The sequence below is a fragment of the Parvularcula mediterranea genome (assembly GCF_013085255.1).
Lineage (GTDB): Bacteria > Pseudomonadota > Alphaproteobacteria > Caulobacterales > Parvularculaceae > Parvularcula > Parvularcula mediterranea.
In genome coordinates, this window is the sequence record NZ_JABFCX010000001.1 from 47,581 (window position 1) to 71,941 (window position 24,361).

The following is a 24,361-nucleotide window of genomic DNA, read 5'->3' on the forward strand; positions in this document are numbered from 1 at the left end:
CCGACCATGGAAAGCCTCGCCCAGGACCTCCGCGAGATGCAGCGCACGCCGCTGGCCGACGACCATGTCGCCCTTCTGAGAGAGCTCGGCGAAGAGCGGACCTATCCTGCGGGCGCGTCCGTCGTCGAGGTTGGCGAGCGGATGGATGAGTTCATTTACTGTGAGGACGGACGGATCGAGCTGGTCGATCCCCGCACAGGCGAGCGCGCCGTTGAGGCGACGATAGGGCCGACGCAGTATCTGGGCGAGATTTCCTTCCTCAACGGCGGTGTCTGGCACATGCCGATGCGGGCCGTGGAAGATACGCGGTGTACGGTTGTTAAGCGAGATGCCATGCTCGACCTGATGGCCCGCGTGCCGGAGATGAGCGACATCATTGTCAATGTGTTCGCTGCCCGGCGCAGGCGCACCTTCGAAGAGCAGAACTCTGCCATCACGATCATCGGGTCGGAGCAGGATGGCGCGCTGCGCAGGATCGAGAGCTTTGCTTCGCGCAACAAGATTCCGATCAAGCGCTGCACTCTTGGTACGGAGGAAGCGGATACGGCACTGGAACGTGCCGGCCTGCCGAAAGACAGGCCTGCCGTGATCCTTGGTCGCGATAAGGTCATCGAGAACCCTTCGCCGCAAGGGCTGGCGCGGTTCGTCGGCCTCGACCTGCCGCTTGCTGGCGAGGATGATTTCGACGTGGTGATCGTTGGTGGCGGGCCTTCGGGGATTGCTGCGGCCGTTTATGCGGGTGCGGAGGGTCTTTCTGCCCTCCTGATCGAGGACCAGGTGATCGGCGGGCAGGCAGGGACGTCGAGCCGGATCGAGAACTATATGGGCTTCCCGACCGGTATCTCCGGCGCTGACCTCTGCTTCCGTGGAGAGATGCAGGCCATGCGTCTTGGGACGAGGTTCGTCATGCCGCGCCGGGTCGCGCGGCTTTCTCCGCTTACGGATGGCCGCAAGGGTTTCTGCATTGGCCTTGAAGATGGCGAAGAGGTGAAGGCGAAGGCTGTCATTATCGCGACCGGGGTCCAGTACCGCCGCCTGCCGCTCGAAGGGCTCGAGGACCTTGAAGGCGAAGGGGTCTATTACGCTGCCACCGACATGGAGGCGCGCTACTGCCACGGCTCCGAGGCGGTGATCATCGGCGGCGGCAACTCCGCAGGACAGGCGGCCATGTACCTATCGCGCTCGGCGAGCCATGTCCATGTGCTAGTCCGCGGCAAAGAACTCGCTTCATCCATGTCGGCATACCTCTCCAGCAGGCTGGAGCAGGACCCCAAGATCACTGTTCATTTCCAGACAGAGTGTACGGACCTTCACGGTACGGACAAGCTGGAGGCTGTGACGATCCACAAGAAAGACAAGGGCGAGGATGTCAGGATCGAAACACCTGCGCTCTTCGTCATGGTGGGCGCTGCGCCCAAGGTCGACTGGCTCGGCGCCTGCGTAGAGCTCGACGACAAGGGCTTCGTCGTGACCGGCAAGTTCGAGCATTGCCCGAGCTTCTACGCCACCTCCGCCCCCGGAGTGTACGCCGTGGGCGACGTCCGGTCAGGCTCGGTGAAAAGGGTCGCCTCGGCGGTGGGCGAAGGCTCGGTGGTGATTAGCCATGTCTGGAACCATGTGAATGGCTAGATGAAGGTAATCGCGAAGTCTTCTTTATGCAGAGTAATAACTGAACGACTTCATCGGACTTTCGCTAGCCGGTCCCATAGATCAGTTGTTCCGGAGTCCGCTGTCATAGCTTCCACCATCTCAACGAACTCGGGATTGAAGTAGGCCGCACAAATCTCCCACAAGTCTCTGGCCCGCTCGGTGCCGAGTACGAAGTAGATCACGTCCCGATATGTCTCCCAAGAGCCCTGGTCCATGGCTCCGCTCTTATACTGCAACCACTCATACTCCCTCGCTCGCATCTGACCGATCATCCAAAAAAAGAGCTGCGTTTTCTCGGAGAAGGTCGGCGTTTCCTCTTGCGAGAAAATTCGACCGAGTTCGGGGTACTCGACAAACTTGTAGACACCAGTTTGGTCATTCTCCAACTGCGTTTGACGAGTGTCAGACCGGAGTTGAGCCGTACCCTGCTTAATTTGAATGGTTAGGTAGATCAGGGTAACAGCAACGATCGCTACACCGATTATCTGCGCAACCTGAGCTATTTGATCGAGCGTCACTCTAATATCCCCCTAACTCCGCAATATGGGACGGGTTTTTCGGCAGGCTTGCTAACTTGCTTACGGTAGATCCGCAAACGGACATTCGGACGCAAGCGCTGTGCCGGGAGCTGCATCGGAATTGAAGGCGTCGGCCGTCATCAGCCATCGTCCATCGGGCTGGCGTCGGCGCGTCTCGAGGAACTTGCCGACGTCGACGCCCCATCCGCCTTCGCCATCGGGGATGAAGACGCAGGACCTGCCGCGGAGGTAGGCGAGATCGCCGCTGACGGCGACGTCCTGAACGTCAAAGGCGATGCGGAAGCCCGTCTCGTTCTCGCGCTCCCATTCCGCAATGGCGGCAGCGCCGACAACTGCCGAACCATTCGGAGGCATCATCACCGCGTCATCTGTGAAGTGTCCTCCGAGTTTGTCCCAGTCATTGGCGTTGTAGTCAGCGACCCATGCCGACGATGCTTCGCGGAGTGCCGCGATGTCTTCACCTGCAGACGGAGCACTGTCCCCACATGCGCTGACGAAGAGTGTTGCGACCGCTAGGGTCGGGAGCCTTCTTAGGGATGTCATGGCGTCCAAACCTGCGCCGCTGTCTCTTAAGCGATAGGCCTGAACGATGCTCACGACAAACCTGCAGCGCAGCAGTTTGCGACAATACATATTGGGCGCTTAAGTGCCGGCGGGATTGCGGGGGCCTGAGCCTGCGCCTATCGATGCCCCATGAGAGACCAGCTCTTCCTCCTGCCCGCAGGGTTCTTTGACAATGGCCGCCGCGAGTTCTGCCCGGAATGCGCCGAGGTCTACGGCCTGCTCGCGCTGTTCCCGACGATCAGGGACAGCGTGGAGATCGTGCTTCAGCCGGTGGAGCACCCTCGACCCGGACTGACGGCGCTCCTCGGCGATGGCCAGTGGAATTGCCCGACGCTGGTGCTGCAGGGCGATGCGCCGGTGTTCGAGGGCGCGCCCTTCGAGACGAGCAACGGCCACCGCTATCTTGGCAGCGCCACGGCGATCGCCCGCTACTACGCCGAGCGGTACGGCACCCCCTATCCGCGCGGTTCCTGAGCAGACGGGCTTGTTTTGCGGGCCTCTGCCCATACTTCAAAGCCCGTGAGCGCAGCCGACCAGACCATAGACGCCATCGCAAAGGCCGATGACCCGGACCGGGCCGCATCTCTCCTGCGCGCAGAGCCCGAGGCGCTTCCTGCCCTCCAAAAAGCGGCACGCGCGGCGGGAGCCGTGAAGGTGCTCCATGAGCTCTCCGTGCTTGAAGCCGCCAAGGCCACGGGCACGACGGACACGCCGAAGATCGAGATCCGCCTGCAGGGGCACTCGGTGCTGGCGGGGCGGGACCATGCCTATCTGATGATCATCGTCGACGATCACCCTGCCTTCGCCGAGGACCAGCGGTTCCAGAGCGTCCTTGAGGATGGCCGCCGCTATGCCACGATCGGCGCCGGGCCGCGCAACATGATGCCGTTCTTCTCGGACCTCGTTTCAGGAGTGAACCGCAAGGCGGACCTCAGCGATCTTCTCACCGATACGTTCGATGTCGACGTGCAGCATCCTGAGGTCAACGCAGGGCGCGTGACGGAGCGGGCCATTGTCGATGCGCTGTTCGAAGCGGACGCGCGGTACAGCGACGGTCTGGCCTACGACATCCTGCCCTTCAACTGGTCCGACGGGTACAATTCGAACTCCTACGTCGCCGGGCTCCTCCAGGCGACCGGATGGGAGGTCGACAGGCCCGGCAGGGTTCCTGGCTGGCATAAGCCGGTGCCCAAGGAGAAGTTCGGGAAGTAATTGGCGGCTTGCGCATCGCTGCGGGTGGTGCGACGTTCGCGCAAGACATCCTTCGGCCCGAGCCGAGGAGAGAGGGAGCGGCCATGCAGCATGGCCAGGTCAAACCGGCCCCTGAGACCGCCCGTGACCCGCGGGCCCATCTGCTCGCGCGATACAGGACTGTCAGGGAGCGGACAGAAGCGCTCGCGAAACACCTGACGCCGGAAGACATGCTCCTGCAGGCGATGCCCGATGCCAGTCCTACGCGGTGGCACCTTGCGCATACGAGTTGGTTCTTCGAGGAATTCGTGCTGCAGCGGTTCGAGGGCAGCTTCGCGCCCTATGATCCGCACTATGCCTATCTCTTTAACAGCTACTATAATTCCGTGGGCGAACAGTGGCCTCGGGATAGGCGCGGCCTCCTCTCCCGGCCTTCGGCAGCGGATGTCTTCGCGTACCGTGCTGCTATTGATGAGCGTGTTGAAGGGCTGCTTTCGGACCTGTCAGAGGGTGGCTTTGCCGAGGCAGCAGAGATCATCACGCTAGGCCTCCATCATGAAGAGCAGCATCAGGAACTTCTTTGTACGGATATCAAGGCGGCCTTTGCCCTGAACCCCCTTGCCCCGGCAGCCTTTGCGATGCCCGAGGCGCTCGAGGAGGAGCCCGAAGACCAGGGGCCTGCTGCCAACGACCGCTGGGTCTCGTTCGAAGGCGGCATCCACGCGATCGGCCACGAGGGCGAGGACTTTGCCTTCGACAATGAAACCAAGCGCCACAAGGTCTATCTGGACGATTTCTCCCTGCACGGAACGCCTGTCACCAACGGTCAGTTCCTCGCCTTCATCGAAGATGGCGGCTACCGGGCTGCAAGTCTCTGGCTTGCAGAAGGTTGGGACTGGCGCGCGCGGGAGGCGGTTGTGCACCCGGTCTACTGGCGGAAGGTGGACGGTGCGTGGTTCGAGTTCACGCTCCACGGCCTGATCCCGCTAAGGCCCGACCGCATCCTCTCTCATGTCTCCGCCTACGAAGCATTTGCCTTCGCCGAATGGGCGGGCGCGCGCCTGCCCCGTGAGGCGGAGGTCGAGGTCGCGCTATCGAAGTCAGACCCGGCGGCTGGACAGTTCCTCGACCCTGCCGGATTTGTCCATCCGCATCTCGTAGGCCGCGACAATGGCCTAGGCTCAGCCTTCGGTACGGTCTGGGACTGGACGCAAAGCGCTTACTCCGCCTACCCCGGTTTCCGGCCTGCAGCAGGAGCCATCGGCGAGTATAATGGCAAGTTCATGTCCTCGCAGCTCGTCCTGAAGGGCGGAAGCTGCGCAACCCCGCCCGGCCATATCCGGGCGACCTACAGGAACTTCTTCCCGCCTGACGCCAGGTGGCAGTTCACCGGCATCAGGCTGGCAAGAGACGTCTAGTCGGCTTTCAGAAGCCCTTCATTCAGCATGGGGAGGATAACGGAGAAGTCCTTGTCCCCGTGCGCCTTGGCGGCCTCCTCGTAGAGGTGCTTTGCATGCTGACCAAGGGGGACCGTACTGCCTGACGTGCCCGCCGCTTCGATGGCGAGCCCGAGGTCCTTGAGCATCATCGGCACGGCGAAGCCGGGGTTGTAGTCGCGGTTCGACGGCGCTGCCGGAACGGGCCCCGGTGCCGGGCAATAGCTGGTCATCGACCAGGACTGCCCCGAGGCGTTGGACGAGATGTCATAGAAGGTTTGCGCATCAAGACCCAGCTTCTCGGCAAGATGAAACGCCTCGCAGGTGCCGATCATCGAGATAGCGAGCAGCATGTTGTTGGCGATCTTCGCCGCCTGGCCATTGCCATTGCCGCCAGCGTGGAAGACCTTCTTCCCCATCGCCTCGAGATAGGGCTTCGCCATCTCGAAATGCTCAGGTGCTCCGCCGACCATGAACGTCAGTGTACCCGCTTCCGCCGCTGCCGTACCGCCGGACACCGGCGCATCGACGGCCGGGTAGCCGCGCTCCGTCGCCCCCTGCCCCAAGGCGCGCGCCGTCTCTACGTCGATGGTCGAGCAATCGATCATCAGCGTACCCTTGCGCATGGATTGGGGCGAGTCTTCCATATAGACCTGCGCAACGTGCTTGCCGGCGGGCAGCATCGTGACCATCGCGTCGAGCCCTGAACCATCGAAGCTCCTGAGGTCTTCGACGGCGTGGGCACCCTTGGCGACCGCAGCGGCTACCGCGTCCTTGCTCAGGTCGAAGGCGTGGACCTCGAACCCGGCCTTCACGAGGTTCGCGCACATGCCCGAGCCCATGTTGCCGAGGCCGACGAAGAGAACTGTCTGTGCCATGATGATTACCGCCTGTTGTCGCTGAGAAGCTTACGCGAGATGATGACCCGCATCACTTCATTGGTGCCTTCGAGGATCTGGTGAACGCGCAGGTCACGGACGATCCGCTCGACCTCGTACTCTGCGAGATAGCCGTAGCCGCCGTGGATCTGGAGCGCGTCATTGGCCACCTTGGAGCCCATGTCGGTCACGAAGCGCTTGGCCATGGCGCAGGCCGAGCTGGCGCCGGGGTCCCCTGCGTCGAGCTTGCGTGCGGCGGAGTAAAGGAGCTGGCGCGCCGCTTCGATCTCAGTCGCCATGTCCGCGAGTTTGAACTGGGTCGCCTGGAAGTCAGTGATCCGTGCACCGAACTGCTCACGGTCCTGGCCATAGGCAATCGCGCGGTCGGTGGCCTCTTGCGCGCCGCCAAGGCTGGCCGCGGCGATATTCAGCCTGCCGCCGTCGAGACCTTTCATGGCGAAGGTAAAGCCGTCACCCTCCTCGCCCAGACGGTTGGCGACCGGGATACGGCAGTCATCGAACATGACCATCCGCGTCGGCTGGGCTGACCAGCCCATCTTCTTCTCGTTCTTGCCAAAGCTCAGGCCTGGCGTGTCTTTCTCGACGAGGAAGCAGCTGACCCCTTTCGGCCCTACGTCACCCGTCCGTGCCATGACGATATAGACGTCCGAGAAACCTGCGCCCGAGATGAACACCTTGGAGCCGTTGAGGACATATTCGTCCCCGTCTTTCTTTGCGGAAGTCTTGAGGCTCGCGGCATCGGACCCTGACCCGGGCTCGGTCAGGCAATAGCTGCCGATCAGCTCGCAGGAGGTCATCCGCGTGCCGAAGGTCTGGCGCAGATGCTCCGAGCCGAAACTGTCCACCATCCAGGCGCACATATTATGGATCGACAGGAACGTCGCGTGGCTGACGCAGCCCTTCGAGAGCTCCTCGAAAATCAGCACCGCATCGAGGCGCGACAGGGCCGATCCGCCAATGTCCTCGCGCACATAAATGCCGCCGAACCCGAGCTCTCCCAGCTCGCGCAGTACCTCGCGGCTGAGGGACTTCTCCTCCTCCCAGCACGCCGCGTTGGGGCGCAGCCGATCCGCCGTGAAACCTGCCGCCGTTTCGACGATCATCTGCTGTTCGTCGGTGAGCATAACCATTCCGTTCTCTTCGTTTTGCGGCGCGAAAAGCCGCTGTTTTCTGTGGTTTCCCTTAGGCGAAAGGGCCTCTCGGAGCAAAGAGCAGCCTGCCTTCCAGGGGCGCTGAGGAACGCGGGCGCGTGCCGCATGGCGCTCCACAACATAGTGCTTAGATAAAGGTCATGGACAAACTGACGGTCTTCTATGATGGCGCCTGCCCCCTCTGCGTGCGGGAGATCGCGCTTCTTGAGAAGCTCGATAGGCGGGACCGCATTGCGTTCGAAAACGTCGCCGATCCCGATCAGCCGGTGAGCTGCCCGATCAGCCGCGATGCATTGCTCGCGCGGTTCCACGCGAGGTTGCCCAGCGGCGAGGTCGTCGACGGAGCGCGCGCTTTCACAGAAGCCTACGCGCGTGTCCCGGGTCTCGGATTCATGGGCCCCGTTGGCCGCTTCGCACCGAGCCGCGCGGTCCTCAACGTCTTCTACGCCGGCTTCCTCAAGGTCCGGCCGTTCCTCCAGCGCCTCGCCGGAGCCCCTGCCCCCGGGCGGTGACGCAGGCGCCGATCTGTGGAACAAGGCGAGAAAAGCCTTTGCCCACGGAAGGAAGCCATGTCCGACGCCATTCTCGCTATTGATCAGGGTACCACGTCTTCACGCGCCATCGTCTTCTCTCCCAAGGGTGAAATCCTCGCGACCGCGCAGCAGGAATTCGAGCAGCTCTACCCCGGCGAAGGCATGGTCGAGCATGACCCCCAAGCGATTTGGTCAAGCGTGCTGGCGACGGCACAGGCGGCTTATCGCGAGGCGGTGAGCGCCGGGCACAAGATCCTCGGTATAGGGATTACCAATCAGCGCGAGACGATTATCGTCTGGGACCGGAAGACCGGGAAGCCGATCCATAACGCCATCGTCTGGCAGGACCGCAGAACGGCGCAGTTCTGCCGCGCGCTCTCCGAGGCCGGACATGAGGCATTGGTGCAGGACCGGGCGGGTCTGCTCCTGGATCCCTATTTCTCCGCATCGAAACTGAACTGGATCCTCTCCAATGTCGACGGCGCGAGGGCGCGTGCCGAGGCTGGCGAGCTGGCGGCTGGTACGGTGGACAGCTGGCTCCTCTGGAACCTCACGGGCGGCGAGGTGCATGCAACGGACGCGACCAATGCCTGCCGGACGAGCCTCTTCGGTCTCGATGCCCAGGACTGGGATCAGGACCTCCTCAAGCTGTTCGATGTTCCTCGCGGGGTGCTGCCGGACGTCAAGGACAGCGCCGACGATTTTGGCATGACGCAGGCGGAGCATTTCGGTGAGGCGCTGCCTATCCTCTCCGTGGTCGGTGACCAGCAGGGCGCGACGGTGGGCCAGGCCTGCTTCGAACCTGGCGAGATGAAGTCGACCTACGGCACGGGTTGCTTCGTGCTGGTCAATACGGGTGACGAGATCAAGAAGTCCGAGAACAGACTTTTGACGACCGTTGCCTACCGGGTGGGCGGCAAGCCGACCTTCGCCATGGAAGGCTCGATCTTCATCGCTGGCGCTGCCGTCCAGTGGCTGCGGGACGAGATGCGGCTTCTCAAGAACGCTGCGGAGACGGCGGAGCGGGCCGCGAGGGCGCAGGCCGATGCGGACGTGGTCATGGTGCCCGCCTTCGCAGGGATGGGCGCACCGCACTGGTCCCCTGATGCGCGCGCGGCAGTCTTCGGCATGACGAGAGCGACGGGTCCGGACGAAATGGCGCGTGCTGCGCTTGAGGGCGTGGTCTATCAGACGCAGGACCTGATCGAAGCGATGAAGAATGACGGCCTCGACTGTCAGGCGATCAGTGTCGATGGCGGCATGGCGGCGAATGATTGGTTCGCTCAGAGACTTTCTGATATCCTCAGCCTGCCGATTGATAGGCCAAAGGTGCTGGAGACGACGGCCCTTGGCGCGGCCTATCTCGCTTTTCTTCAGGCTGGGGTCTTCAGTTCTCTGAACGATGTGCGCCAGAACGCCGAGCGGGACCGGCGTTTCGAGCCTCAGATGCCACAAGAGGAGCGCGCGCGGCGGCTCAAGCGCTGGAAGGCTTGTGTGCAGGCTGTGTTGAGCGTCGCTGAAGCGGGTTAGCGGACGTCGGGGTACTTGTCGCCGAGGCGCTTCCTTGCGCCGAAGCCCCAGCGGATGCCGACATTGGCATAGACGAGATTGGCCTTGAGCCCGCCCCAGGCGGCAACCCGGCGATCATCCGTCCGCACCAGACGGTCGATGAGCCGTACACGGCCGAGCGCCGTCATCTTCACGCAGAGGTCGGCCTCCTCCATTACCATCATCTCAGGATCACAGCCGCCAACCGCCTCAAAGTCTGTCTTGCGGAAGAACATGGCATGGTCGCCGAAGAGCAGCCTGCATCCTCTGAAGAAAAGGTGGGGGCGGAACAAAAGCGGCGCGTACCAGGTCTTGGCCCAGTTATGGAGCGACGTGATCCACCGGGTCTGACGATCGCCTTCGAGAATCGCGGTGAAACCTGCGAGCACGGTCCTCGGCTCTTCCATCACCTCACGGACGACCTTGCAGGCATCCTCGGGAAGCATGGTGTCCGCATGGAGGACCATGACGAGCGGACCTTGCGCTTCGGCAACGCCTCGGTTGATCTGGCGCGCGCGGCCCTTAGGGTCCTGCTCGATGACCTTGAAGCCCGCCTCGGAGGCGATCTCACGGGTCCGGTCGGTGCTGCCGCCATCGACCAGGATCACTTCGTCAGGCTGCGGATCGAGCGCGGCGATGTTACGGATGGTGCGCGGCAGCGCTTTTTCTTCATCGAGCGCCGGGATGACGATGGTCAGCGCGCTCACTGGGTAAGGTCCGGCCAGCGCTCGAGGTCTTCGGGACGGTCGACATCGTGGAGGGTTTCGAGGACTTCCGGCTCGATCCCCTTCGCCTTCATGCGCTCCACCGTCTCGCCGTAAACGCGCTCAGTACCCCACGGCATGTCGGTGAAGAGCCAGTCGGCCTTCTCCGGAATCGCGAGGGTCCAGTAACCGCCATCATGGGCCGGGCCGATGGCGTAGCGGCCTTCGGCTGAGGCCATCCCCGCCTTGCGGAGGCTTGAGGGCGAAAGGTCCGGGCAATCCGTACCGAGAAAGATGACGGGTGCGGGGTCGCTGGCGAGGGCGAGACGCTCGCCGAGATCGCCGGCCGGCTGCTCCTGGAAATCAAGAGGCCCCAGCCACTCCGTGAACGCATCTTCGTCTGCGCCCGTGCCCCACAGGGTGAAGGGCAGGCCGCTTTCCCGTACGCGGGCCACCGTCAGCTCGGCCAGCTTCCGGTGCATCTCCGCTGCGCCTTCTGGTCCCAGCGCGGGGATGAGCCGGGTCTTGCACTGCCCCGCCACGGGAAAGCGCGCGAGGATGACGATGCGGGCGGTCATGCTGCGCCGCGTTTCTTTCTCGGCTTGATGAAGCCCGCTTCGATGCAGTAGGCGGTGATCCGCTCCCACCATGCCTCGTCGCAGGGCGGACAAGCCTCGCCAGAAAACGCGCGGTACTGACTGTCGTCATACTGAGGGTTGCGGGTGAAATAGCGGGCATAGACTTCAGCGCCGCGCTGGAAGAACCGGCGCTCCGATGGCCTGAGCGATGCCATGTCGAAGCTCTCGGGGTCCACCCAGTCGGGCGAGGACAGCCCCTCGAACTTGGCGAGCGTCTCGGGGAACGCGCGCAAGGGCGTCGGCCTGCCCGAGACGAGGTGGAAGACCTTGCCCTCCGCCTCATCGAACCGCTCCACCATCGCGATGATCCCCCGGCAGACATGGTCGATCGGCACGAGGTCGAGGGTCGCGTGGGGCGCGGCGGGCATCGTCCTGACCCAGCCTTCCGCAAAGACTTTCAGGATCGGGTAGATCGTATCGAAGCTCCGGGTGCGTCCTTCTTGGTGATCGCCAAGGACGATGCCGGGCCGCGCGATGGCGAAGCGCACGTCGCTGTCACGAACGAGGCGTTCGGCGCGGAGCTTGGTTGACTCATAGCCGTTGGTGAAGCCCTGGCCTTCGTCGAACTCTGTCTCGAGGAGCGTGCCTTCGCGGTCGCCAGCGATATAGGCGGTGGAGATGTGGACGAGCTTTGCGCCGGCAAGCTTCGTCAGCGCAAGGACATTCTTCGTGCCCTCAACATTGACCGCGCGGTGGAGGTCATTCTCATCGACGAAATCGGTGACTGCGGCGCAATGGACGATCGTGTCCGCTTCTTCCGCCAGCGCCTGCCACTCAGCCTCGGAGAGCCCAAAGCTTTCCTTGGTGATGTCGCCCTGAACCGCCCGCAGGACGGGCACGGTGCGCCCATCATTCCTCAGGATATCGGGGTTGCGGTTAACGAGGCCGATGACCTCGTAACCCTTATCCGTCAGCCTGCCGCATATTTCCCCGCCGAGAAGCCCGGCGGAGCCCGTGACGAGGACCCTGCCAGAGGCCATTAGCAGCAGGCGCCCGAAGTCGCCTCGGCGTCAGGCTTCACGGCGCTGCCATAGGGCATCTCGATACCGCAGCCCTTGAAGATGCCGTAATGGGTGGAGAAATCACCAATGAACTCGAAATGCTCCGCAAACCGCGTATCCTTCAGCATGAGGAACGTGTTGCCGCAGACCGGGAAGACGCGGCCCTTCTGGATCAGGTGGTGATTGTCGAGAGCGAAGGCGTCCTCCATCCCCGGGATCGTGCCCCGGTAGATGACAGCCTGTCCGTAGTCCTCGCAACGTGGCTCGAGCCCCGCCAGCTTGAACAAGCGGTAGGTCGCGGAGAAGAAGTTGTAGCCCTGCACCTTGGCGAGCTGCTGCGGATCGCCAATGACCAGCGGGCGGTCGTGGACAAGACGCGGATCGGCAAAGCCGCACTCCCGTGTGATGCGGTCGAAATCGCCCCAGTACAGCGCACCGGAGATGCATTCGCCATGCAGGACAGGATCGCGCTGCAGCTCCTCAGGCACGCGGCGGTCGCCATAGACGTCGGAGAAGTAGATCTCGCCACCCTCTTTCAGGAGGCGATGGGCCTGCTCGAACACGGCGCGCTTGTCCTGCACGAGGTTGATGACGCAGTTCGAGACGATGATATCGAAGCTGCCGGGCTCAAGGTCCAGCTCATCGAGCTTTTCGATATCGCCTTCCATGAACTCGACATTGGCAAAGCCAAAGCGCTCCGCATGCCAATCTTTATGGCGGTTCGCGACTTCGAGCTGCTCAGGCGTCGCGTCAACGCCGACGATGCGGCCCTTGGGGCCGACAAGCTGCGAAAGGACATAGGCGTCTTGGCCAGAGCCAGAGCCGAGGTCGAGGATGGCGGCCCCTTCGAGGCATTCGGGAGCGACAAGCCCACAGCCGTAATAACGGCCCGTGACCTCGTCATGGACGTTCGAGAGCGCCTGACGGATCTCAAGCGGCGGGGCTTCGGTGGTGCAGCAGGCATCGGTGCGCAGATCCTCCGAACCCTGAAGGACCTTGCCATAGTAAAGCTGCGAATTCTCGATATTCATCTGATGGTTCCCGGTACCGTCGATCGCCGTTTCGGCATCTCCTGAAGCAATGTGACGCCGATGTCACGTTGATTGACAGCTTCGCTCCGGAGTGGCCAAAAGTTACCGTCTAGGTCGTAACTCCCGCGCGAGAAGGCGCGAACAGGTTTCCATGGTGCAGTTCCCCGATCCCGCCCAGTCGCCCTTCAAGCGCGACGGCGATAGCCTCGGCGAAGGCAAGTTTGCCGATCCCGTCAGGACCGGCGACGGCTCGCGCCGCGCTTTCGTTCCTCTATCGGGCCTCGACACGCTGTGGTTCAACACAGGCACCCTCTGCAACCTCGCCTGCGCGACCTGCTATATCGAGAGCTCTCCGACCAACGACGCCCTCGTCTACATCACCAAGGCGGAAGTCGAGGCCTATCTCGATGAGATCGAGCGGGAAGAGATCGGCACGCGGCAGATCGGCTTCACCGGCGGTGAGCCCTTCATGAACCGCGACATGGTGCCGATCATGGAGATGTGCCTCGAGCGCGGCTTCGAAGTGCTGGTCCTCTCCAACGCCATGCGCCCGATGCGGCGTTTCGAAGAGCAGCTGAAGGCCATCGCCGACAGGCATTCAGGCAAGCTCCTGATGCGCGTCAGCCTCGATCACCACACCAAGGAGGCCCACGAGGCCGAGCGCGGTCAGGATACCTGGGATAAGGCGATCGATGGGCTTCTCTGGCTCCATGACAATGGCTTCCGCGTCGCGGTCGCTGGTCGCCAGCTCCCCACCGAAACGATGGAGGAAGCGCGCGACGGCTATGACCGGCTCCTGAAGGCCATCGGCATTGTCCTCGACCTCTCCGACCCCGAACGCCTCGTCGTCTTCCCAGAGATGGACGAAAGCCTCGACACGCCGGAGATCACCGAGGAATGCTGGGGTATCCTCAGCATGCAGAAGACCGCCGTCATGTGCTCGACCAGCCGCATGGTGGTCAAGCGCAAGGGCGAAGCGACCCCGCGCGTCGCGGCCTGCACCCTCCTGCCCTACGACCCCCAGTTCGACATGGGCGAGACCCTCACCGAGGCGTCCCAGGCGGTAAAGCTCAACCACCCCCATTGCTCAAGGTTCTGCGTCCTCGGAGGCGCGAGCTGTTCCGCCTAGTTCGCGTAAGCCGGGAATAGGAAAAGGATAAGCAGTCCGGCGGTTGCTCTCGGCCGCTGAGGGGTCATATCGTTTCTCAGTATCACAATAAGAAACGAGGACCCCCGGTGACGAAAACCCTGACGAGCTCTGCTCTTGCGCTCAGCCTCCTGGCGAGCACGGCTTCCGCCGAGACCCTTCTGCTGGGCGATCCCGCGATCAGCGAAGACCGCATTGCCTTCACCTATGCTGGCGACATCTGGACCGCCGCTAAAGATGGCAGCGATGCCCGCCGCCTGACTTCGGCCATGGGCGATGAGAAGGCGCCGCACTTCTCCCCCGACGGCTCGAAGGTGGCCTTCACGGCGAACTACAACGGCAACTGGGACGTCTTCGTGGTCGATGCCGATGGCGGCGTGCCGAAGCAGCTGACCTGGCACCCCGGCGGCGATGACGTCCGTGGCTGGTCCGCCGATGGCGAGATGATCGCCTTTGCCTCGTCCCGCGAGACCAACCACGGCCGCTCGGACCAGCTCTTCCACGTGAGCCCCGATGGCGGGATGCCCGAGAAGATGATGGACGCCCGCTACTACATGGGCGACTGGCACGAGGACGGCGAAACCCTCGCCTATATCGACTATGGCCCGGCCAACAATGCGCTCTTCGGCGGCTCGTCAGGCTGGTTCGGCTACCGCGGCGGCACGACGCCTTCGATCATGGTCATGGACACCGAAGCCGGTGAGCTGACCCGCATCCCCGGTGACCGGGTTTCCGACATCTTCCCGATGTTCGACGGCGACGATGTGGTCTTCCTCTCCGATCGTGGAGAGAATGAGCGCTTCAACGTCTACCGCTGGTCCGCCGAAAGCGAGGAAATCGAGCAGCTCACGGATGAAGATGAATGGGATGCTATCGCAGCTGACCTTCACGGCGCGGACCTGATCTATGAGTCCGGTGGCCGCCTCAAGATGCTGGATCTCGACACAGGCGAGGTCGCAGCGCTCGAAATTACGCTCAATGCTGATCTTCCCGAGCTGCAGCCGGGCTTCAAGAACGCATCGCGCAACATCGATAGCATTGGCCTCTCCCAGACCGGCAAGCGCGCGGTCATCACGGCCCGGGGCGATGTCTTCACCATCCCCACCGACGAAGGTTCGCCGAGAAACCTGACGCCAGAAGGCGGCGACCGTGCCTATACTGGCACCTGGTCCCCCGATGGCCAGCAGGTCGCCTACATCCACGATGACGGCGAGACGCAGATGCTCGTGATCCGCAGCCAGCTCTATGATGGCGAAGCGGAGAGCCCGGGCCTCAAGGACGGCATCGCCTTCATCCGCAAGCTGATCGATGGCGACCCCGCGGAAGAGAAGAGCTTCGATCTTGGCGAAGGCTTCAACTCCATCCTCGCCTTCACGCCTGAAGGTGACAAGATCGTCTATCAAGACGAAAAGCTCCGTCTCAGGATGATCGATCTCGATAGCGGCGACATCTCGACCCTTGCGACCCATGAGCGGCGCGCAGGCCACTCGGTCTCGATATCGCCCGATGGCCGCTGGCTCGCTGCCGCGATCGAGAAGGCGAACTTCATGCAGGACATCGAGCTCATTGATCTGAGCACGAATGGTCGTCGCCGGGTGACCCTGTCCGACGGCATGGCCGACGCAGGCTCTCCGGCGTTCAGCCCCGACGGCAAGTATCTCTACTTCACGGCCTCGACCAACTCTGGCCCCACGCAGGTCGGCCTCGACCTGTCGAGCCAGGAGAAGCCCTACCGCGCAGGCATCTACGTCGCCGTTCTCTCCGACGAGGGCATGTCCCCTGTCATGGACGGCAAGGGCGACGAGCCTGCCAAGGCGGAGAAGAAAGACGAGGACGCTGAAAGCAGCGACGAGAAGAAGGACGACAAGAAGACCGATCTCGATACGGATGATCTTATCAACCGCATCGTCGCCCTCCCCGTCCCCGAAGCCTCCTATTACGGCCTCGAAGTCACCGACGCCGGCGATCTCCTCTACCTGATGGGCGAGCAGCCGGGCATTGCGACCAATCCTCCGGGCACACCCTTCGGCCAGAACTTCAAGCTGATGCGCTGGTCCATGAAGGACAAGAAGGCCAGCGAAGTCGCGAGCGGCGTGACGGGCTTTACCCTGTCGGGCGATGGCAAGCAGATGCTCGCCGTGAAGCCGGGCGGCGCCCTCTTCTTCGGCGCATCGGGCGGCTCGGACATCAAGCCTCTCGACCAGTCGGGCCTCCGCGTGATGGTCGACCCGAAGGAAGAGTGGGCGCAGATCTTCTCCGACGTCGTGCGGATGGAGGCGGCCTATTTCTACGACCCCGACATGCACGGGCTCGACTGGGAAGCGACCGCTGAGAAGTATCGCCCGCTCCTCGAACATGTCGGCAGGCGCGCGGACCTCAACACGGTCCTCTCCCTGATGATTGCGGAGATGCAGGCCGGTCATAACCGCGTCGGCGGCGGCGACATTCCGCGTCCTGACAGCTCAGGCGTCGGACTTCTCGGTGCTGACCTTTCGGTCAGGAACGGTGCCGTCCGTATCGAGAAAATCTACACGGGCGAGCTCTGGAACCCCTTCGTCATGGGTCCGCTCTCCGAGCCGGGTCTCGATGTCGAAGAGGGTGACTACATCCTCACCGTCAACGGCATGCCGATCGGTGACGAGGGCAACCTCTTCCAGCACCTCCAGGGGCTCACAGGCCAGCAGGTGACGCTCGGTGTTGCAGACAGCGCCGATGGCCGGGGCTTGCGTGCCGTGACCGTCAAGCCAGGCGGCAGCGAGTTCGCCATGCGCCTCTGGAACTGGGTCGAGGAGAACCGCAAGCGGGTGGACGAGGCGACCGACGGCCGTGTCGGTTACGTCTATCTTCCGAATACGGCGGGTGCGGGCTACACCTTCTTCAACCGCATGTTCTTCCCGCAAGCCGACCGCGACGGCATGATCATCGACGAACGCTCGAACGGCGGTGGTCAGGCTGCGAACTATGTGACGGACGTCCTCGGCCGCTCCTACCTCTCAGGATGGAAAGACCGGTACGGGAAGACCTTCAACACGCCAGGCGGTGCCCATTACGGGCCGAAGGTCATGCTGATCGACCAGGACGCAGGCTCGGGCGGTGACTTCCTGCCTTACGCTTTCCGTGAGGAAGAGCTCGGTACACTGATGGGCACGAGAACCTGGGGCGGCCTGATCGGCATCTCCGCGAACCCCTCGCTCATCGACGGCGGCTTCCTGACGGTGCCGTTCTTCCGCTTCTATGACACGGACTACGAATGGTCGGTGGAGAATGAAGGCGTCGCGCCCGACATCGAGGTGAAGCTCAACCCGATCGCCACCAACGAGGGGACCGACAGCCAGCTCGAAGCGGCGATCGAGAAAGTGCTCGAAGACCTCGAAGGCTGGGATGATCCGGTCCCGGACGAGGCCCCGGCTTATCCGACGGAGCTTGGTCAGTAAGAGCTTCGGGAGGAAGGGCACGACCCCCTCCTCCCCGCTCTCCCGGAAGCGCTGTAAGCGCTATCCGGGACCTATGGACTGACGTTCGAACCGCCGAAACGGCTAAGATGCCTGGTCCATGGATCCCGGATATTCGCGGTGCGAATTCCGGGAAGACGGCAGAACCAAAGCAACAAAAAAGGGCGGCCTGAGCCGCCCTTTTCCTTGATCTGAAGCCCGGCCTCAGCCGCGCTGGTCGATCGGCACGAACTCGCGCTGAGTCTCACCGGTATAGGCGCTCAGCGGACGGATCAGCTTGTTGTTCTCAAGCTGCTCGATCACGTGAGCCGTCCAGCCGGTGATGCGGCTCATGACAAAGAGCGGCGTGAACATCGGGATCGGGAAGCCCATAAGGTAGTAGGCAGGGCCCGCCGGGAAGTCGAGGTTCGGATAGATGCCCTTCGCCTCGACCATGGTGTCGTCGAGGATGCGGCTCATCTCCCAGTATTTCTTCGCTTCGTCCGTGTCCGTGACTTCGACCATCTTCTTGAAATAGTCCGTCATCGTCGGAACGCGGCTGTCGCCCGAGCGATAGACCCGGTGGCCAAAGCCCATGATCTTCTTCTTGGTCGCCAGCGCGTCGAGCATCCACTCTTTGGCGTTCGAAGGTTCACCAACCTCTTTCAGCATGTGCATCACGGCTTCATTAGCACCGCCATGGAGCGGGCCCTTGAGCGCGCCGATGCCGCCGACGGCCGCGGAGTACATATCGGAAGTGGTCGAAGCGATCACGCGCGCAGCAAACGTCGAGGCGTTGAACGAATGCTCAGCGTAAAGAACCATCGAAACGTCGAAGCACTTCACGACTTCAGGCGCAGGCACTTCGCCAAAGCACATGTTGAAGAAGTTTTCCGACCAGGTCAGCGACGGGTCCGGATCAATCGGCCCCTTGCCTTCACGGTGGCGGAACTCAGCGGCCACCATCTCAGGCAGGCGCGCATACATGCGGACGGCGAGGTCATAGAGGCCCTGGCGGTCGAAGCCTTCAGCCGTCATACCGGAGCCAACATTGGCCTGCTCATCTTCCTGACCAGCAAAGCTCAGCGAGGTGCGGACCATGTCCATCGGGTGCGCGTTCTTGTTGTAGCGCTTGATCATGTCATGGGTCGCGTTCGAAATTCCGCGCTCGGAGCGTTCCTTCTCACGGAAGGCCTCGAGCTGCGCCGTCGTCGGCAGCTCGCCGTTCCAGATGAGGTAGGCGGTCTCTTCAAAGCTGCCGTTCACCGCAAGATCCTGCACGGCATAGCCGCGATAGGTCAGCGAGTTCGTCTCAGGCACCACTTTCGAAACGGCGGTGTCATCGGCCAGAACTCCGGCGAGACCGTATTTCACATCTTCAGACATCGGACTTTTCCTTTTCAATCAGACGACGGCCTTCTGGACCGCTGTAGGCGCGCGAAACCCTAGCCACGCGCAGTTCATAGTGCTCGTAGAAGCGATCAATTCCCTCAGCCTGCGCGTCTTTATGCTCGGCGTGGCGTTTCCAGGTTCTGATCGCCTCTTCGTCTTGCCAGTAGGATACCGTGATCCCGAACCCGTCCGGCGACCTCGCGCTTTCGGCGCCCAGATAGCCTTCCATGGTCTTGGCCAAGGCAACCATCCGCTCCGCAGTCTCCGCATACCCCGCACCGTCTGCCAATCGGCTTGAGAAGACGACAGCATAGTAGGGGGGCGTGAGACCGCGCGCGAACATGGCGCTATTCCATCGGCGTATCGCCGACCTCGAAGTTGAAGATCGCCTGGTCGTAGGTCGAATATTCTTCGTACCGAAGATAATCGTAAAGCGTCTTACGGTGCTGCATCCGGTCGAGGATCGCGTTTTGGTCGCCCGCTTCGAGGAGGTGGTCGAGACCCCGCTCGACCTCGCCCATGGCCAGACGGAACGTCGTCACCGGATAGATGACGATGTTGAAGCCGAGATCCTCAAGCTCCTTTTTCGTCAGGAGGCGGCTTTTCCCAAACTCGGTCATGTTGGCGAGGATCGGCACGTCGATGGCCTCGCGGACGGCTTCGAATTCCTTCTCGGACTTCATCGCCTCGGGGAAGATCATGTCCGCGCCCGCATCGACATAGGCCTTCATGCGGTCGATAGAGGCTTCAAGGCCTTCGATGGCGCGCGCGTCGCTCCGTGCAATGACAGTGAAGTTCTTGTCGCGCTTCGCATCGACGGCCGCGCGGACGCGCTGGACCATCACCTCGGTGGGGACGATTTCCTTCCCGTCGAGGTGGCCGCAGCGCTTGGGCATCACCTGGTCTTCGATGTGGCAGCCTGACAGGCCTTTTTCTTCCAGCATACGGATGGTCCGTGCCGCACTCATCGGCTCACCGAAGCCTGTGTCGATGTCGATGAAGGCCGGCAGGTCGGTGACGCGCGCGATCTGCTCACCACGGTCGGCAAACTCGCTCAGCGTCGCAATGCCGATATCGGGCAGGCAAAGATCAGCGGTCAGCATCGCGCCGCCGATATAGACGGCGTCATAGCCCTTGCGCTCGATCATCTGCGCGACGAAGGGCGAGAAGGCGCCGGGCACCTGGTGCAGCTTGCCGTCATTCAGGATATCGCGGAACGCCTGGCGCTTTTCCGCAGCTGTCTTCTTGGTGAAGAGCATGGTTGTCCTTTCCTCTAGCGGGACGCCTTTTCGGCGTTTCTGTTGCATCTTGGGCGCCTCTTAGGCCCCTCTTCCCCCCGCGTCACCCCGTCCTGAACTCCGCGCAGTTTCAAGGCGTTAGCGAAGGCGAAACCGGAGGAGGCTGCAAAGGTGAGCAAGGACAGAGAAACCGTCTGGGACGAGTGGCGCGACCTCGTGAACATGGCGCCCAAGGAGCTCGAGGAGTGGCTCGGAACCGAGGAGTCTAAATCCGTCGGCGACTCAGGCAGCGGCGAGAGCACCGGGCACAAATCCGGCCGCCGCATCGTCACGATCAAGCGCACCAATAAGGACGACCTGACCGATGACCAGTGGGACCACATGGGCAAGGTTGTGGGCTACATCAAACGCCACAAGGCGCAGGGGCCCGAGAGCGACATCGAAAACTCCGACTGGCGCTACAGCCTGATGAACTGGGGTCACGATCCCTGTAAGGACGATTGATTCTACTGGCTCGCATCGGGGATGGATGCTCCGTCTCCGACCTTGTCCTTGGGGATGACGGAAATCGTTCCATCGCTCTCCAGCACCATAGCCGCCACCTCGTCGCGCGAGCCGAGTGAGCTGTCCCTCAGGGCGCTGTCGAGCTCGGACGAAGCGACGCGTTCATTCTTCATCGCTTCCTCGAGTTCCTTGCCGTCGTGGAAAAGGAGCCGAGGCTCCGCCTTCAGAAGCTTATCGAAGCCGTCCCAGCGGCTGGCGAGCCAGGTGAAGCCGAACTGCAGCACCACCAGCGTGCCAATCGCCGCAAGCCCCTGAAGCAGCGGCGTCCCCTTGGACAGCATCATCGCCGCGAGGATCGACCCGAACGCCACGGTCACGACAAAGTCGAACATGTTCAGCTTGGAAAGCGTCCGCTTCCCCGAAGCCCTGAACATGACGATGATGCCGATATAGCCTAGTACGCCGATCATCACGGTGCGGAAGATAGGCTCCCAGCCTGTGAAGATGGCATCTGTTGGCATTCCCGCCCTCTCACTGTTGAGCTAGAACGCAAACAGGCGGGAACGTCGAACGTTCCCGCCTGTCTTTGATCAGGTCTATGCTTTTGAGGCTTAGAAGATGCCCTTCAGTCCGTTCTCCTCAAGATAACCCTGAGGCGCGACCGGGTTGAGGGTCAGGACTTCTTCCGCCGAGAGGTTCGGGAGGCGCTGGACGAGGTCGAGGAAACGATCGCTTTCCGACTTGTCGAGGATATCCTCTGTGAGCGTCACGAACTTCTTGATGTACTGCTCACGCTCGAACGGACGTGCGCCGTCGGGGTGCGCGTTGGCGAGGGCCTTCTCGTCCTCGAGGACCGTGCCGTCATTCATCGTCACCACGACCTTGGCGCCGAAAGCTTTCTCTTTCGGGTCCTGCGAGTGGTAGCGGCGCGTCCACTCAGGATCTTCCGTCGTGGAGATCTTGTGCCAGAGCTGGACCGTGTCGCGGCGCTGGGCGCGTTCCGGGGCATACGAACGAACATGGTGCCACTCGCCATCCTGAAGCGCGACGGCGAAGATGTACATGATCGAGTGATCGAGGGTCTCGCGCGATGCGTGCGGATCCATCTTTTGCGGATCGCCAGAACCCGTACCGATCACATAGTGTGTGTGGTGCGACGTGTGCAGTACGATCGACTTGACGTTATCGAAGCCGCCAGCGTCCTTGATCTTCGGACCCATGTCGAAGGCGAGGTCGATGAGTGCCTGGGACTGGTACTCGGCGGAGTGTTCCTTCGTGTACGTATCCATGATGGCGCGCTTGGCTTCGCCCTTGCCGGGCAGCGGCACGACATAGGTCGGCTCGTAAGGGCTCTTGCCCTGGTCACGGGCCGTGCGGCCGTTGAGGATGAAGCTGAGAACTGAGTCCTCGCCCTCATAGATCGGGGACGGAGCACCCTCGCCGCGCATGCAGCGGTCAACAGCTTCGATGGCTTGCTTACCGGCATAGGCAGGGGCGAAGGCTTTCCACGAGGAGATCTCGCCCTTGCGCGACTGACGTGTGCTGATCGTCGTGTGGAGGCCCTGCTGGATCGACTGGAAGATCACTTCCTTGTCGAGGCCGAGGAGCGTACCGACGCCTGCCGAAGCCGACGGGCCGATATGGGCGATGTGGTCGATCTTGTGCTCGTGGAGGCAAATGCCTTTGACGAGGTTCACCTGGATCTCATAGCCCGTAGCGATGCCGCGCAGGAGCTCATCGCCCGATTTGCCCGTCTGCTGAGCAACGGCGAGGATCGGCGGGATGTTGTCGCCCGGGTGCGAGTAATCCGCAGCGAGGAACGTGTCGTGGAAGTCGAGCTCACGCACCGCCGTGCCGTTGGCCCATGCCGCCCACTCGGCGCAGACGCGCGTATCCGTAGGCAGACCAAAGAGCGTCGCGCCGCCATTGCGAAGGTGCGCTTTCGCCTGGGCGCGTGCTGTCTTGATCGGACCACGGTTGAGCGAGGCGATGGCCACCGAAGCATTATCGATGATCCGGTTGATGATCATGCCCGTGACATCATCGTCGATGCCCACCGGGTCGGCGGCCACTTCGGCCATTTTCCAGGCAAGCTGGTCTTCGCGCGGCAGTTTATCCTTGGACGGATGGGCGCGGACGTCGTGCATTTCCATGTTCGTTCTCTTTCGTGCGTGTAGTGATTATTGCATCGTCGGGATGATGAAGCTCTGGTCGCCGATATCGCCATCAGGCCAGCGCTGGGTGACGGTCTTGATCTTGGTCCAGAAGCGAACGCCCTCCGGGCCGTGCTGGTTCACATCGCCAAAGGCCGAACGCTTCCAGCCGCCAAAGGTGTGGTAGCTCACGGGCACCGGGATCGGTACGTTGATGCCGACCATGCCGACATTGACCTTCGAGGCGAACTCGCGCGCGGCCATGCCGGAGCGGGTGAAGATCGCGACACCGTTCCCGTACTGATGCTCCGAAGGCAGACGGGCTGCTTCCTCGAGGCTTTCGGCGCGGACGACCTGCAGGACCGGGCCGAAGATCTCGTCCTGGTAGGACTTCATCGAAGGCTTGACGTTATCGAAGAGCGACGGACCGATGAAATAGCCATCCTCATGCCCCTGAAGCTGGAAGCCTCGCCCATCGAGCTTGAGGTCAGCGCCCTCATCGACGCCCATCTGAATGTAGCTTTCGATCCGTTCACGGTGCGCTTTCGAGACGACCGGACCATAATGCGCATCCATGTCGGTGGAGACACCGACGCGCAAGGACTGCGCCGCATCCATCATCGCTTCGACAAAGGTGTCGGCCGTCTTCTGGCCCACAGGCACAGCGACGGGGAGTGCCATGCAGCGCTCGCCAGCAGAGCCGTAGGCCGCGCCGACAATGTCTTTCACGACCTGATCCATGTCGGCGTCGGGCATGATGATGCCGTGGTTCTTCGCGCCGCCCATGGCCTGAACGCGCTTCCCGTGCTTGCCGCCCTCCGTGTAGACATATTGCGCAATGTCCGAGGAGCCGACAAAGCTGACGCCCTTGATGTCAGGGTGCTGAAGGATCGCGTCGACCGCTTCCTTGTCGCCATTGACCATGTTGAGGACACCGGCAGGCGCGCCCGCTTCCATCATCAGCTCACAGAGCCGCAAGGGCACCGAAGGATCGCGCTCGGAAGGCTTGAGGACGAAGGTGTTGCCGCATGCAATCGACACCGCAAACATCCAGCAGGGGATCATCGCTGGGAAGTTGAAGGGCGTAATCCCTGCCGTCACGCCGAGGGGCTGGCGCATCGAATAGACGTCGATACCGGGGCCTGCGCCTTCCGTGTACTCACCTTTCAGGAGATGCGGCACGCCGCAGGCAAACTCCACGACGTCGAGACCGCGTTGCACATCGCCTTTTGAATCGGAGATCACCTTCCCGTGCTCGGAGGAGAGGAGCTCGGCCAGCTCGTCCATATTCTCCTCAACGAGGCGCTTGAAGTTGAACATGACCCGCGCCCGGCGCTGGGGGTTCGTGGCCGACCATTCAGGTAGCGCAGCCTTCGCAGCGGCCACGGCCTTCTCCACTTCGCCCCTTGTGGCGAGGGCGACCTTGCCTTGCACCTGCCCAGAATTGGGGTCGAAAATATCGCCGAAGCGGCCCGATGTGCCCGAAACGCGCTCGCCATTGATGAAATGTGTGACTTCCCGCATGGGCGTCCTCCGAATGCTCAAATGCGAGGGTCTATGCGGGTTTGGCCGCCGCCCTCGTTTGCGCTGCACCTGCCAAATGGCAGCCCT

General features: G+C 62.4%; 23 protein-coding genes. 9 read left to right on the forward strand and 14 right to left on the reverse strand.

What is annotated here, in order from left to right:
• Window positions 1-6: 6 nt before the first annotated feature.
• Window positions 7-1,629, forward strand: a complete 1,623-nt coding sequence (locus HK107_RS00195; RefSeq protein ID WP_173195621.1) for an FAD-dependent oxidoreductase — start codon at window positions 7-9, stop codon at window positions 1,627-1,629.
• A gap of 50 nt (window positions 1,630-1,679) precedes the next feature.
• Here HK107_RS00195 and HK107_RS00200 read toward each other — a convergent pair whose 3' ends face one another.
• Window positions 1,680-2,168 carry a hypothetical protein gene (locus HK107_RS00200; RefSeq protein ID WP_173195622.1) on the reverse strand — a complete coding sequence of 163 codons (489 nt, stop codon included), beginning with the start codon at window positions 2,166-2,168 and terminating at the stop codon, window positions 1,680-1,682.
• 60 nt (window positions 2,169-2,228) lie between these two features.
• Complete coding sequence (locus HK107_RS00205) at window positions 2,229-2,732, reverse strand: YybH family protein (RefSeq protein ID WP_173195623.1); 504 nt, start codon at window positions 2,730-2,732, stop codon at window positions 2,229-2,231.
• Window positions 2,733-2,882: 150 nt separating this feature from the next.
• Between HK107_RS00205 and HK107_RS00210 the strand changes: the two genes are divergently transcribed.
• The 3 genes from HK107_RS00210 to egtB all read left to right on the forward strand — a co-directional run bounded on the left by HK107_RS00210 (window position 2,883) and on the right by egtB (window position 5,362).
• Window positions 2,883-3,227: a DUF3088 family protein gene (locus HK107_RS00210; RefSeq protein WP_173195624.1), complete on the forward strand. Its 345-nt coding sequence runs from the start codon at window positions 2,883-2,885 to the stop codon at window positions 3,225-3,227.
• 45 nt (window positions 3,228-3,272) lie between these two features.
• Window positions 3,273-3,965 carry a hypothetical protein gene (locus HK107_RS00215; protein ID WP_173195625.1) on the forward strand — a complete coding sequence of 231 codons (693 nt, stop codon included), beginning with the start codon at window positions 3,273-3,275 and terminating at the stop codon, window positions 3,963-3,965.
• A gap of 83 nt (window positions 3,966-4,048) precedes the next feature.
• Complete coding sequence (gene egtB, locus HK107_RS00220; RefSeq protein WP_173195627.1) at window positions 4,049-5,362, forward strand: ergothioneine biosynthesis protein EgtB; 1,314 nt, start codon at window positions 4,049-4,051, stop codon at window positions 5,360-5,362.
• Here the strand turns inward: egtB and mmsB are convergent.
• Both mmsB and HK107_RS00230 read right to left on the reverse strand, forming a co-directional pair.
• Entirely contained in the window at window positions 5,359-6,258 is a 900-nt protein-coding gene (mmsB, locus tag HK107_RS00225) for a 3-hydroxyisobutyrate dehydrogenase (RefSeq protein ID WP_173195629.1), read from the reverse strand. The two genes, egtB and mmsB, sit on opposite strands and share 4 nt — an antisense overlap.
• A 5-nt stretch (window positions 6,259-6,263) precedes the next feature.
• Complete coding sequence (locus tag HK107_RS00230; RefSeq protein ID WP_173195631.1) at window positions 6,264-7,409, reverse strand: acyl-CoA dehydrogenase family protein; 1,146 nt, start codon at window positions 7,407-7,409, stop codon at window positions 6,264-6,266.
• 161 nt (window positions 7,410-7,570) lie between these two features.
• Between HK107_RS00230 and HK107_RS00235 the strand changes: the two genes are divergently transcribed.
• Window positions 7,571-7,942, forward strand: coding sequence for a thiol-disulfide oxidoreductase DCC family protein (locus HK107_RS00235; RefSeq protein WP_173195633.1), 372 nt, complete (start codon window positions 7,571-7,573; stop codon window positions 7,940-7,942).
• Between the two features lie 57 nt (window positions 7,943-7,999).
• Window positions 8,000-9,493: a glycerol kinase GlpK gene (gene glpK / locus HK107_RS00240; protein WP_173195635.1), complete on the forward strand. Its 1,494-nt coding sequence runs from the start codon at window positions 8,000-8,002 to the stop codon at window positions 9,491-9,493.
• On the opposite strand, the gene HK107_RS00245 is transcribed toward glpK, so the two are convergent.
• From HK107_RS00245 to HK107_RS00260, 4 genes are read right to left on the reverse strand one after another with little or no spacing between them, the layout of a single operon-like run.
• On the reverse strand, window positions 9,490-10,218 hold the full coding sequence (locus HK107_RS00245) for a glycosyltransferase (protein WP_198912247.1): 729 nt from the start codon (window positions 10,216-10,218) through the stop codon (window positions 9,490-9,492). The genes glpK and HK107_RS00245 overlap by 4 nt on opposite strands.
• On the reverse strand, window positions 10,215-10,793 hold the full coding sequence (locus HK107_RS00250) for a TIGR04282 family arsenosugar biosynthesis glycosyltransferase (protein ID WP_173195637.1): 579 nt from the start codon (window positions 10,791-10,793) through the stop codon (window positions 10,215-10,217). Before HK107_RS00250 ends, HK107_RS00245 begins: the two co-directional genes overlap by 4 nt.
• Complete coding sequence (locus HK107_RS00255; RefSeq protein ID WP_173195639.1) at window positions 10,790-11,833, reverse strand: SDR family oxidoreductase; 1,044 nt, start codon at window positions 11,831-11,833, stop codon at window positions 10,790-10,792. The genes HK107_RS00250 and HK107_RS00255 overlap by 4 nt, the downstream gene beginning before the upstream one ends.
• Window positions 11,833-12,885, reverse strand: a complete 1,053-nt coding sequence (locus HK107_RS00260) for a methyltransferase domain-containing protein (RefSeq protein ID WP_173195641.1) — start codon at window positions 12,883-12,885, stop codon at window positions 11,833-11,835. Before HK107_RS00260 ends, HK107_RS00255 begins: the two co-directional genes overlap by 1 nt.
• A 151-nt stretch (window positions 12,886-13,036) precedes the next feature.
• On the opposite strand from HK107_RS00260, the gene HK107_RS00265 reads away from it, so the two are divergent.
• Complete coding sequence (locus HK107_RS00265; RefSeq protein ID WP_173195643.1) at window positions 13,037-14,014, forward strand: radical SAM protein; 978 nt, start codon at window positions 13,037-13,039, stop codon at window positions 14,012-14,014.
• A 107-nt stretch (window positions 14,015-14,121) separates the two neighbouring features.
• A complete protein-coding gene (locus tag HK107_RS15905; protein ID WP_173195645.1) occupies window positions 14,122-17,466 on the forward strand; it encodes a S41 family peptidase in 3,345 nt (1,114 codons plus the stop codon).
• A 222-nt stretch (window positions 17,467-17,688) separates the two neighbouring features.
• Here HK107_RS15905 and HK107_RS00275 read toward each other — a convergent pair whose 3' ends face one another.
• The 3 genes from HK107_RS00275 to prpB are packed head-to-tail and all read right to left on the reverse strand — an operon-like array spanning window position 17,689 to window position 20,114.
• On the reverse strand, window positions 17,689-18,849 hold the full coding sequence (locus tag HK107_RS00275; protein WP_173195647.1) for a bifunctional 2-methylcitrate synthase/citrate synthase: 1,161 nt from the start codon (window positions 18,847-18,849) through the stop codon (window positions 17,689-17,691).
• Window positions 18,842-19,198: an antibiotic biosynthesis monooxygenase family protein gene (locus HK107_RS00280; protein WP_173195649.1), complete on the reverse strand. Its 357-nt coding sequence runs from the start codon at window positions 19,196-19,198 to the stop codon at window positions 18,842-18,844. The genes HK107_RS00275 and HK107_RS00280 overlap by 8 nt, the downstream gene beginning before the upstream one ends.
• 4 nt (window positions 19,199-19,202) lie before the next feature.
• Window positions 19,203-20,114 (reverse strand): methylisocitrate lyase, encoded by a 912-nt coding sequence (gene prpB / locus HK107_RS00285; protein ID WP_173195651.1) that lies wholly within the window; start codon window positions 20,112-20,114, stop codon window positions 19,203-19,205.
• Between the two features lie 150 nt (window positions 20,115-20,264).
• Here prpB and HK107_RS00290 point away from each other — a divergent pair, with 150 nt between their 5' ends.
• Window positions 20,265-20,597 carry a DUF3140 domain-containing protein gene (locus tag HK107_RS00290; protein WP_173195653.1) on the forward strand — a complete coding sequence of 111 codons (333 nt, stop codon included), beginning with the start codon at window positions 20,265-20,267 and terminating at the stop codon, window positions 20,595-20,597.
• A 2-nt stretch (window positions 20,598-20,599) separates the two neighbouring features.
• Here the strand turns inward: HK107_RS00290 and HK107_RS00295 are convergent, their stop codons facing one another.
• The 3 genes from HK107_RS00295 to HK107_RS00305 all read right to left on the reverse strand — a co-directional run bounded on the left by HK107_RS00295 (window position 20,600) and on the right by HK107_RS00305 (window position 24,274).
• Window positions 20,600-21,118 carry a DUF421 domain-containing protein gene (locus HK107_RS00295; protein WP_173195655.1) on the reverse strand — a complete coding sequence of 173 codons (519 nt, stop codon included), beginning with the start codon at window positions 21,116-21,118 and terminating at the stop codon, window positions 20,600-20,602.
• Between the two features lie 90 nt (window positions 21,119-21,208).
• Entirely contained in the window at window positions 21,209-22,750 is a 1,542-nt protein-coding gene (locus HK107_RS00300) for an MmgE/PrpD family protein (protein ID WP_173195657.1), read from the reverse strand.
• 27 nt (window positions 22,751-22,777) lie between these two features.
• A complete protein-coding gene (locus HK107_RS00305; protein ID WP_173195659.1) occupies window positions 22,778-24,274 on the reverse strand; it encodes a CoA-acylating methylmalonate-semialdehyde dehydrogenase in 1,497 nt (498 codons plus the stop codon).
• Between the last annotated feature and the right edge of the window lie 87 nt (window positions 24,275-24,361).